The sequence below is a fragment of the Ponticaulis sp. genome (assembly GCF_029210165.1).
GTDB lineage: Bacteria > Pseudomonadota > Alphaproteobacteria > Caulobacterales > Hyphomonadaceae > Ponticaulis.
Map to the genome: position 1 here is coordinate 543,016 of NZ_JARGNT010000002.1, position 8,750 is coordinate 551,765.

General features: G+C 56.5%; 4 protein-coding genes. 2 read left to right on the plus strand and 2 right to left on the minus strand.

Features of this window, described 5'->3' with window-relative positions:
• Positions 1-173 precede the first annotated feature (173 nt).
• A complete protein-coding gene (locus P1U45_RS14550; RefSeq protein ID WP_301059725.1) occupies positions 174-881 on the plus strand; it encodes a hypothetical protein in 708 nt (235 codons plus the stop codon).
• 50 nt (positions 882-931) lie between these two features.
• Here P1U45_RS14550 and P1U45_RS14555 read toward each other — a convergent pair whose 3' ends face one another.
• Both P1U45_RS14555 and P1U45_RS14560 read right to left on the minus strand, forming a co-directional pair.
• Entirely contained in the window at positions 932-5,077 is a 4,146-nt protein-coding gene (locus tag P1U45_RS14555) for a translocation/assembly module TamB domain-containing protein (RefSeq protein ID WP_301059726.1), read from the minus strand.
• Positions 5,077-6,870: a BamA/TamA family outer membrane protein gene (locus P1U45_RS14560; protein ID WP_301059727.1), complete on the minus strand. Its 1,794-nt coding sequence runs from the start codon at positions 6,868-6,870 to the stop codon at positions 5,077-5,079. Before P1U45_RS14560 ends, P1U45_RS14555 begins: the two co-directional genes overlap by 1 nt.
• A 300-nt stretch (positions 6,871-7,170) precedes the next feature.
• Between P1U45_RS14560 and P1U45_RS14565 the strand changes: the two genes are divergently transcribed.
• Positions 7,171-8,750, plus strand: a 1,580-nt coding sequence (locus P1U45_RS14565) for a trypsin-like serine protease (RefSeq protein WP_301059728.1), incomplete at its 3' end; no start/stop codon positions are given.

An 8,750-nucleotide genomic window follows, 5' to 3' on the forward strand; every position in this document is an offset into this window, starting at 1 on the left:
GCCCGGTAAAGTACAAATCTTCATCGAATCAAAAGTCTAAATCCAGATGTATTTTAGCGAAGTCTAATCCAGGTCCAGAATCGTCTTTCCGCCACAATCTCTCGTTACACTCCGGAACCAAGTAGAGTTTGGAGTGTTAAACTGAATGTGATATAAGTTGAGGCGGTATCAGAATGAAAAAAACCTTTCTTCTTCTCACCGGCATTCTTGCCTGGACAGCACAATCTGCAACAGCAGAGGAAGAACAAGGTATTATCTCCGCCCCGCGATACTCTGACACGCGAATCAACATTCAGCCGACGACAGTCCCCGGCACTGCGCAACTCAACCTTGCCAGACCGAATGCGGACATTTCGCCTCCACTGCCATCTGATTTTGGCTTTGGCACGGAAAATAGCCTGCACCTGTCGCCAAGCCGACCAACAGACACGCAGACTCAGCTGAATTTCCGTAATGACTGGGCAATTTCAGCCCCGGAAGACAATGACGGCTCAGGCCTTTATCTGTCGCCGCGCTACACAGCTTTTTCGTCAAATGACGCAGGCTTTGAAGGTTATTCAGCCGAAATCCGCTTTGGTAACGTCGTTCAGTTCGAACGCGGCGAAGCGACCAGTGGCTGGTATGTATTCGCAGCCGCAGACGGCGAAGCTTTGAGTGTCAGCACAAATAACTTCTCGCTGTCAGATGGCGCGCCTATGACGATGAGCCTTGATGACCAGATCACGATTGGCGATCTTCAGGCGGGCGTTTCGACCTATTTTGGCGGCACTCAGTTCACAATCAGCTATATCGAAACTGAAGCGTCTTACTCTGCGCCGGGTGGTATCAGCCATTCCGAACGTGAATCCTTCGCAGGCTTTTCCCTCGCACGCGAATTCTAAGACGGCCAGCGGGCATCAATCCCCCGCTTAATGTCTCCCCATCCCCTCTATCAATCGAAGTCACGCGTCCACTCGATCGTGAGGTTCTCACCTTCGCCCGGCGTTGTGTCTGCCGTCACGGAAATATTCTCGCGCGGCTCCCACTCAACGCTGACGCCAGCATTGCCCTGCGCGTCGGACATGACTTCCAGATAGACATCTTCTGAAAGATACCGGCCGGTAGACACTTCAAACTGGCCAGAGTCGTTCTGACGCACGTCCAACGCATCCAGCCCTGCGAGCTGCTCGATACCGCCCAGCAGGTCAAATCCGCCACCACCGCCCATTTGCGCGAGCGCTGCGGCCAGCCTGGCAGCCTCCAGCCCTGTCAGCTGAGACGGGGACCGCCCGAATAGCACGCGCGACAGAACTTCATCCTGTGGCAATTCTGGAACCGAACTGAGCGACACATCAGGGCGCGCAGGTGTGCCGGTAATATTCACTTGTGAAAGCAGGTCATTCGTCTCGCGTTCGGCCGTGATATCCAGACGCGCTTCCATAGGCGCACCTTCCAGAAAGACTACACTGTCAACAAACTCGAACCGCTTACCAAGAAGCTCGAACCGCCCGCGTACAATATCTGCGCGTCCGTCAATTCTCACATCCGACAGCGTGCCAGTAATCCGCGACTCCAGAGAGAGTTCTGCGTCCATGCCCTGCCCCGTCACATAAAGACGCCGTGGCGCATTGAGCGACACGTCGATCTCGACCGTGCGCTCTACATCAACCTCCGGCTCTTCTTCATCGCCGAAGCTGACATCAAGTGTGGTCACACCTGAAGACGTCGGCAGCCGGTCCAGATAGACATGGCCTTCATCGAGTGTAAGATCGCCAGTAACGACAATCGTCTCGTCGTTCAGCTCCATGCCGAAGATCCCTGACGCCGTGGCGCGGCCTTCATATCGGTCAGCGAGCACCAGACTGTCTGCCTCCAGCCTGAGGTTACTGTCGCCCGCGCCCGTGAGGGAAAAACTACCCTGCCCTGCAAGCGTGCCGCCGCTTCGGCCATTTGCGTTTAGCCGGTTTAGCGTCAGCGTTTCATTGGCAAGTCCGATATCGAATGCGATGGCCTGCAAAACTGCGCCTAACTCGCCCTGTTCGAACTGACCATCATCCATGCGGACATAGCCTTCCAGCGCCTGTGGCTGGAACGGGATGGGTCCTGTAACATTGGCATCAATACCGCCGGTAAGCACGGTCCGGTCCGGAAGCGCGAGCGCAGCAATATTGTCCACACGTCCGCCAAGCGCTGCCGTAAAGCCGCCTTCACGGCTGTCATCGAGAGCAATCGAGAGCCCGGCCGCGTTCGTAATGAGCGGCAGGTTTGCCTCAAAACGCGCGTTCAGAGCCTGACCATCGGCGCTTCGGAGACGAATATTCGCCTCTTCGTTCTCAATGACACCATTCAGGAAGAAGGTGACAGGCGACATCTCAGAGTCTGGCAGTGCAACGTCACCCATTTTGCCATTGATCGTTCCGACAAGAGCGTCTCCATTCTCACGCAACTGGACCGAGACATCGATTGCGCCATCCAACGGCGCGCGTCCAGTCGCGACGAGCAAGCGTGGCAACTCAACAGAAGCAATAGAAGCCGTAGCGCGCGCTTCTGGGTTGTCACTTAAAGCGGCGGCGACTTCCCCACCAAACACGGCGAGGCGGATGTCGCCTATATATCCAGTTTCAGTCTGAGCGAAGGAAAATGGTTCCGCAGTCCCGAATTCTTCAAGGCCGAGATGCCCGTTGATTTCACCGGACACAGACCTTGTCATATCTGCGAGATCGCGCGCTTCGCCCGCCAAACGCAAATCCACATCCTGGGGAATACCGGATACAAGTGTGAGCCCAGTGAGCGCGATATCATAGCGCAGCTGTTCAAGCACGCCCTGAATATCGAGCGTCAGTTCACCATTCTGAACTGCACCAAGCTCAACACCTTCGAGCGAACCGGTGATCGCGACGTTGCTACTCTCAAGGCGCGCATTCAGATTGACCGTCTCCGCGGGCAGCCCGTCAGGCAGCGGCCCTGCGAGATTCGTATCTGCCCTGATGGCCTCAAGGTCGCCGCCATCGCCATAAGCCTCTCCCTCGAGAACGAGCTCACGCCATTGGCCATCAATTGCACTGACCTGCCACGCCCCGCCGTCAACACGCGCAGTAGCAGCAAGCCGCAACGGATCGCCTTCCAGACCACCGGTGAACAGAATATCGCCATCAAGAACGCCGTCCAAGAACGCACCAGTGAAGCCGAATTCCGGTTCTGCGACGACAACGCCGCCTGGCGCGAGTTCAGACGCATTCAGCAGTGCTTCAATGTTCAGCGACTCCATCGGCCCGGAAACTGTCGACCGAATGCGTGTACCGGGCGCCATATCTGCAAGCGGATAGCTTTCTGTCGTCACCAGTTCAAAGGATGACCGAAGCATGCCTTCGGCAGTTCGCGAGGCATTCCCCGAAAGTTCAAAAGCAGATGTGACAAGCGACAATGATGGCACCGTGAGCGCGCCATTGTCGGAAACGCGACCGTTCGCATTCAGCGCGACGGATTCGCCAAGCCAATCATAAGCCGCACTTCCTTCTTCACCGAGGCCACGACCGTTCAGAGCCACGCGAAACTGTGCTGGCGCAGCCGAACTATTCTTTCGAAGCTCCCAACGCCCTGAAACTGTACCGCGCTCGTAAACTCCGAACTCAGACAGCCCGGCCCGCACATCGCCAGCCAGATTGATGACAATGCCGTCTGCGAACGACCCGCTACCACTTACATTCAATGAAGAGCGCGGTGTTGAAACGGCCAATCGCTGAAGGTCGAGGGCCATAGTCTCCAGAGTAAAATCAGCGATACCATTGGTACGGATAAACCTTAGAGCAACCTCTTCTTCGCCTGTAGCGACACCCGCGCCTGTGACCTCAAGCTGTGGCTCGATGTGAACGACGCCGCCATCGAACCTCGCAGCAACGGGGCCCGAAAGCGAGCTGCCGCTAAAGCCAGGCACAACAAGATTTCGACCGGTAATATTACCATCGAACGCCAGAGCGCTCCCTCCACGCTGCACCTGCCCTACAAGGCTCAAGTCATCAATCGAGACATCTGACGTCCCCGCAACGCGGCTGAGATCACGTGCTCGAAAATCAATATTGGCCGTCTGGGAATCATCAGCGTCATTCGCATCAGATACCGTGAGAGACATTGTTTCCGTCTCAGCCGTCAGTGTCGCCGTCGCCAGCGGATCGTCCAGCGCAAACATGCCACTCAAGTCGAGCACATCACCCAGACGGACGATCTGTGACGATGTTGCCGGGTGGCGCGCAAGTTCAACCCGCGCCGTAACAGCCTGAAGGCCATCTGCCGGCGTTGTCTCGAACTCAATCCAGTCCTGATCATTGATCCGGGCTGTAAGGGTCGCATCAACCGCGTCCATATCTCCGGACGCGTTGAACATCGCGTTTACACTGTCGCCGTCTTCGAGTTGAAGCAGCGCCGCAAACAACCCGCCCGCCGGCCCATTCAACTCCAGAGCACCGGAGAGCGGCGTGCGCCTGCCCCACTCAACTTCACCGACGAGACGATCACCATCGGCATCCTCTGGCAAAACCTCTACGTCGAAACGCGACACGGCAGGCGTCCAGTTAAGAGCCGCATATACTGACGCCGCCACTTCCTGCTGAACCACACCTTCAGCCATGAAGAGCCGGTCAATATCCAGATTGGACAGAGTGACAGAGCGCAGCGGGTTCGTGCCGTCAGACGGCTCCTCCTCCGGCGCATCGGACTCAGGAATCAAAGGCCTGCGCAACACCTCCAGATCCGACATAGTCAGGTCAGTCAGCACCAGCCGGCGGCCGGCTAGATTGAACGGCTTCCAACCCAGAGAAATGTTTCTCGCCTCGGCCCAGATGCCGTCTTCATCGCGCACCACGAGCCGGTCGATAGTGGCCGACGACAGAATATCTCCGTCGAAACCCTCGATCTCGATCTGCTGGCCGCTGAAAGTCAGAGCCTCGAGGCGGGTTTCCACAAAATTACGCCCGACAGAGCTGCCAGCAATAATCCGCGCAGCAATGAGTAGCACGATGACGGTGAGCAGAACGCCCGCAAGCCATTTCGCCCATAAAGGAATGCGCCGCGTCTGCGAAGGTTTTTGAGCAGTCTCAGTCATCAGAATGCCTGCCCCAGTGCGATATAGACCTGTACTGGATCATCAAACTCTGACCTGTCCAGTGGCGTAGCGATATCAATCCGTAGCGGTCCGGCCGGTGTGAGATAGCGTACACCGACACCAGCGCCGAAGCGCAGCTCTGAGAAATTTGGCACTTCCGTGCGTGATACGCTGCCACCATCCACGAAGCCGACAATTCCGATTTGCGGACGAACCTGCCAGCGGGCTTCAACCGATGTCTCCAGAAGCGCGCGTCCGCCGATAGGATCATCGTCAGCAGACCTCGGGCCGATCGCCTGATAGCCATAACCGCGAACACTACCGCCGCCGCCAGAATAGAAGCGACTATCAGATGGCAGCGCGTCAATGTCAGCACCATAAACCGTGCCGACTTTTACGCGGCCCGCGAGAACCAGATCGTCATCGCCAAGCACAGGCCAGTAAGCTCGCGCCTGCGTTTCAGCCCGTATGAACTGACTCTCTTCGCCACCAAAAGAGACATTCGGGTCGATTCGACCATCAAGACGCCAGCCACGCGTCGGGTTCAGGAAGTCGTTTGACCGGTCAAGACGAGCGGCAAGGAACACCCCCAGAAGCTGGAGGTCACGCTCGCCAAAGTCATCCTTTTCATGGATCAGAGATGCCGTCGCGCCGAATGTGTACGTGAAGTCCGGTGACCGGCTGACCTCGAGCGCCGCGCTCACACCAAATTGCTGCCGGTCGAACCCGTCTGTTTCTTCATTAGACAGGCTGGTTGAAAGCACGATGTTGCGGCCATATCCGAGTTCATTCGGACGGCGCCATTCAACCTCGATTTCCTGCTCCAGCTGCGCAAAATCAAGTCCTGCGGTCAGCGTATCGCCTCTGCCGGTGAAATTACGGCGCGTATAATCAAGACTGAAACCGACGCCGACGTCGGTTGCTATGCTGGCGCCGACAGCGACCGTATTCCGCTCACGTTCGGTCAGCGTCACGACGACATCGTGGATTGCATCGCCTTCCGGGCTTTCTCCCGTCGGCTCATCAGACAATCTGACATTGGCGATCCGGAAGGTGCGTAGCTCATTCAACCGGGCTGCATAACTGGACAGCTTTGACGGCGCATAGATCTCGCCCTGCTCAAACGGTTGCAGGTCGAGAATGTACTCCGCATCCGTCTCAGAATCTTCCGGTAGCACTGTCTCTCCGAGACGCACACGAGCCCCCAGATTGAGCGTGTAGGTGATATCGAGCGTTGCGGCTCCACGGTCTCCACGGACGCGCCGGTTGGATACATCCGCAAACGCGTAACCTTCATTCTGGAAGAATTGGGAAAGCTGGCGTTCCACGTCGATTATCTCGGCTGGTATCGCGATATCGCCTTCGCCGACGCCGATTTCTGACATGGCCTCCTGGATTTCGTCGTCTTCGGCACTGCGGCCTTCAAATGCGAGGTTGAGCCCTGCAATGCGGAACCTCGGCCCCGGGTTCACCTCGATGACGGGTGAATTTACCGTACCCGTCTCAACCAGAGCGGTGATCTCTGGCGCGTAATAGCCACGTGAATTCAGAATGTTGTTGATGATACCGCTTGCGCGCTCAGCCTGACGACGCGCATCAAACAGCGTTTCAGGCGTGCGTTCGTCCGGCAGCGCATTGCGAAGCGCGCTCCAGAGATCATCCGGATAATTAGACTCGGTCGTCCGACGGATATCCACGGTATCCGCCTGTGCGACTGACGCTGGCAACAGTGCGACAAAACTCAATGCAAACGCGCTGGCGAGTGCACGCACGGACACAAAACTCTCGAACATCAGACCTGATACACTCTCCAGCGGCACTCAAACGAACGGCCACCCCCGCCTGTGAAGATAATGGAGAATGTCGGGCTTTGCATCAGGGCAATACACTTTCACGCTCACCTTACGGAAGGCTGCAACTATTTTGCATCAGCGCCTGCGTAAAGAGATTCATTTTGTGTATTTAATGCACGAAGAGGCTTTGACGTTCCCATGAAATTACCGTCATATATCGCGCATTGGCTGATTTGCCGGGACGCGAAGTCAGCCTGCATTGTAATCCGGGGAGATTATACCTTGAAATCGAAGACTTTTATGGCTCATTTGGCCACGACCTCAGCTCTGGCGCTGAGCGTCGCGCTTGCGCCTGCCGCAAACGCTCTTACCGTTCGCGATGACGTTACTGTTGCTGGTTCAGAAGAGTATGGCGACAATACCCAATGGGACGGCGTTGTTCAGATTTTTATGCTGAACAATCAGACAGGTAGCATCACATTCAACTGTACAGGTTCTCTTATCAACGGCCGTACGGTTCTATCTGCAGCGCACTGCTTCAATGACTATCCATCTTATTTTTACGACGACTATAATAACGCGCTTTCGCCGATCATCGCATACGGCCCTGATACATTTGACGCCCTGTTTGGCTGGCTGAGCACTGGCGCAGCAAGCAGCTTCTACGAAATCGACGAGCGCAACGGTCTCGTCCTCGGTAACCAGGTACTCATCCATCCGGACGCAGACCCTGCATTCGGTTCCGCGCTGAACTTCCCGGCTGCGGACGTTGCTATGGTCAGCCTGTCTAACCCGCTTGCACATCTGCCGAGCTACGCCATGCTGTTCAGCCCTGTTGGCGTTGGCGAGCACGTATCCATGGTCGGTTATGGCGGCCACGGTATCGGCTCCACCGGTGATGTGGGCATTGATGGCAAACGTCAGGCTGGTGAAAACCTCATCGGCATGGTCGGTTCTCAGGTCGACTTCCTCAGCGCCATCTTCGGCACAGATGCATCGCCATATTACACGAATGCTCCGGGCGCGAACCAGTCCATGTACTGGATCGACTTCGACAATCCGGACCGTACAGGTGAAGAATGTGGCCGTGACGGCATTGGCGACTGGGCATGTACTGACGGCGTTGCATGGTGGTACTTCGACAACCCGGTCACAAACACCTGGTTCAACACCTCTCTGTCCAACGACATCTTCCCTGATGACGCGCTCCCATACGAGTCCGGCACAGCAGGTGGCGATTCTGGTTCTGCGATCTTCTTTGACCAGCTCGGCGACGCTCCGATCATTGGCGGCGTTCTCAGCGGTGGCTTCACATTCGTGTCTCCGGTTCCATCCGGCTATTCCGATGTCAGCTACTATAACCCGCTGTTCAACTATTATGACTTCATCGTTGAAGCGAACCCGTACAAATATGTCAGCGCAATCGAAGGCGACGGCCTCTGGAGCGATGCAACGCATTGGGTTCAGGACCTCGACCCGAACTATCTGATCATTGACGAGAACGGTAACCTCGTAAACGGCATTCCTGATGCGCCGGAACCTGGCGTTGGCAGCGACGGCCCGGACGAAGGCATTGTTCTGGACGTTGACATCAACCCGACGACAGCTGTTGGCGGAAGCACAGCGGGTACAGCTGGCGTTGATGCATCTGCAAACGCAGTGGTTGGCTCTGTCGGTGAAAACCGTCCAGCCGGCGGCCTCCTCATTGAAGGTGACGGCATTGGTGACGCGAACTTCGGTTCTGTTTCAGGCGGGAGCGTCTGGGGCACAACCGGTGACGCTGAACTCATCACCTTCCAGTATGGCGATATCGGCTCTCCGACGCCTCTGGCAGGCCCGGGTTCTACGAACTTCGTACCGAACAACGGCCTTCAGTCTTC